This window comes from Streptomyces phyllanthi, from assembly GCF_009377205.1.
GTDB classification, from domain to species: Bacteria; Actinomycetota; Actinomycetes; order Streptomycetales; family Streptomycetaceae; genus Streptomyces; species Streptomyces phyllanthi.
In genome coordinates this window covers 1-2,783 of the sequence record NZ_VJZE01000741.1, presented here as the reverse complement: position 1 = coordinate 2,783, position 2,783 = coordinate 1, and the positions used below count along the sequence as shown (strand labels likewise).

General features: G+C 70.9%; 3 protein-coding genes. All 3 read left to right on the top strand.

Annotation, left to right across the window (positions count from 1 at the left end; genetic code table 11):
* The first annotated feature begins 356 nt into the window (after window positions 1–356).
* Entirely contained in the window at window positions 357–1,610 is a 1,254-nt protein-coding gene (locus tag FNH04_RS44235; RefSeq protein ID WP_152791875.1) for an extracellular solute-binding protein, read from the top strand.
* 81 nt (window positions 1,611–1,691) lie between these two features.
* Entirely contained in the window at window positions 1,692–1,919 is a 228-nt protein-coding gene (locus FNH04_RS44230) for a DUF3263 domain-containing protein (RefSeq protein WP_152791874.1), read from the top strand.
* A 35-nt stretch (window positions 1,920–1,954) separates the two neighbouring features.
* The coding region (gene otsB / locus FNH04_RS44225) for a trehalose-phosphatase (RefSeq protein ID WP_152791873.1) at window positions 1,955–2,783 on the top strand (829 nt) is incomplete at its 3' end.

Below are 2,783 nucleotides of genomic sequence, written 5' to 3'. Positions count from 1 at the left end.
GGCCGGGCGGGCGGCCCACCGGAGGGCGTGGCTCCACCAGGCGCGCCGACCCCCACCAGTGCGGCCTTCATCCCGGTGCCGCCCACGTCCAGGGCGATGACATGTCTCACGGGAACAGTGTGGCCCGCTTACCCCAAAGAGGTCTAGTCCACTTACGTGGTGTAGACCTTATGGTGTAGACCTATGGGCGAGTTCTGGACATGTGGGTTTCGGCCATCCAGGGCTCGGGCACCGGCCTGCTCCCCCAGGCTCGGCCGGAGGCCGGAAACGTACCGGGAGCGAGAGATGTGGGGGTACGGGCTGTGCGAACTGTGCATCTGACGGTGAGTCGGCGACGTACGAAGGGTTGGCCGGCCATGGCCTCCGCACTGGGCCTGACGGCGGTCCTCGCCGGCTGCGCGGGCCTGGGTACGCCCGGGTCGGGGGAGGTCACCCTGCGGCTGGTGGCCGCCGACTACGGCGACTCCGAGGCGAACAGCTCCCAGAAGTACTGGGACGCGCTGGTCGAGGAGTACGAGGCCGATCACCCGGACGTGCGGGTGGAGGTCAGCGTCTACTCGTGGAACGACGTCGACCGCAAGGTCAAGGAAATGGTGGCTGCGGGCAAGGCGCCCGACATGGCGCAGATCGGCGCCTACGCCGACTACGCCGCGCAGGACCTGCTCCACCCGGTCGGCGAACTGCTCTCGATACCCGTCCAGGCCGATCTGCTGCCGCAGCTCAGCGAGGCGGGCAGGGTGAAGCGGACCGCGTACGGGATGCCGTTCGTCGCGTCCACGCGGGTGCTCTTCTACAACAAGAAGCTGTTCGCCGACGCCGGGATCACCGACGCGCCGAAGAGCTGGAACGACCTCGCGGCGGATGCGGCCGTCCTGAAGGCCGACGGCGTCAGGATCCCGTACGCGCTTCCGCTGGGCCCGGAGGAGGCCCAGGCCGAGACCATGCAGTGGCTGCTGAGCGGCGGCGACGGCTACACCGACGACATCGGCAACTACCAGTTCGACTCCGAGGCGAACGTCGACACGTTCACCTGGCTCAAGGACCGGCTCGTCGACAAGGGCCTGACCGGGCCGACGCCCCCCGCCGAACTCAACCGGGCCGACGCGTTCACGGCGTTCACGAACGGCGAGGTCGGCATGTTGAACGGCCATCCCACCCTCATGAAGACCGCCACCGAGAAGGGCGTCAAGTTCGGCATGGTCCCGATGCCCGGCCGGGGCGGCCGGTCCACCGCCCACCTGGGCGTCGCCGACTGGATGATGGCCTTCAAGCAGAACGGCCACCGCGAGGAGATCGGCGACTTCCTCGACTTCGTCTACAGCGACAAGAACGTGCTGGCCTTCGCCCGCATGTACGACCTGCTTCCCGTCACGACCTCCGCCTCCCGGATCATGTCCGACACCGAGTCGGACGCCGCCCTCGCCCCCTTCCTGGCGGAGCTCCCGGACACCGAGTTCTATCCCGTCGGCAAGACGTCGTGGGCCGAGGTCAGCGCCGCCGTCAAGAAGCGCATGGGCAAGGCCGTGGCCCCGGGCGGCAGCCCCAAGGCGGTGCTGGACGGGTTGCAGCGGATGGCGGAGTCGGCGGACGCCGCGGGGGAGGAGAAATAGGGGCGCGGGTGTTGTCGGGAAGTACGTTGTCGGGAAGCAGGGGCGCGGGTGGTGTCAGTGGGCGGGGCTACGGTTCTCCTCATGGACGAGCTGAGCCCGCGTGAACTGGCCATCCTCGCCCTGGAGCGCCGCGGATTCGAGGGGCCCGGGGCCAAGGAGCGAGCCATACGGGAGCAGCTGGGGCTGGCGCCCGTGCGCTACTACCAGCTGCTCAACGCGCTGCTCGACGACCGGCGGGCCCTGGAGCACGACCCGGTGACGGTGAACCGGCTGCGGAGGGTGCGGGAGGCGCGGCGGTCGGAGCGGTGAGGGTGCGGGCGCCCGTCCGTGGATAGGGTCACGGTATGGGCACCCACATGGACTCCCCGGAACCGGGCTCCTTGCCGACCCCCGTGACCCCCGCCGGACGTGACGGACTCGCGGCGGTCCTCGACCGCCCCGGCCGTACGGTGGTCGCGCTCGACTTCGACGGGACGCTCGCGCCGATCGTGTCCGACCCGGAGCAGGCTCGCGCCCACCCCGAGGCGGTCCCCGCGCTCGCGGCACTCGCCCCGAAGATCGCCTCCGTGGCCGTGATCACCGGCCGTCCGGCCGAGGTCGCGGTTCACCACGGGGGCTTCGCGGGCGTCTCAGGTCTCGATCGTCTGGTGGTCCTCGGGCACTACGGCGCGGAGCGCTGGGACGCGGTGACCGGGGACGTCACGGCGCCTCCGCCGCATCCGGGTGTCGCCGCGGTCCGTGCCGAACTGCCGGGTCTTCTCGACTCGGTGGGGGCGTGGCGGGGGACGTGGGTCGAGGAGAAGGGGCGTGCTGTCGCCGTCCACACGCGCCGCGCGGACGATCCCCAGGCCGCCTTCGAGGCCCTCCGCGAGCCGCTCACCGCGCTGGCCGGCCGGCACGGTCTGGTGGTCGAGCCCGGTCGTATGGTGCTGGAGCTCCGCCCTCCGGGGGTGGACAAGGGCGTGGCGCTGCGGGAGTACGTCCGTGAGGTGGGCGCGGAGGTGGTGGTGTACGCGGGGGACGATCTCGGCGACCTTCCCGCCTTCGCCGCGGTCGAGGAGCTTCGGGCGGAGGGGGTGCCTGGTCTGCTGGTGTGCAGCGGCAGCAGTGAGGTCACTGAGCTGGCGAAGCGGGCGGATGTGGTGGTGGACGGTCCGGTGGGGGTGGTACGGC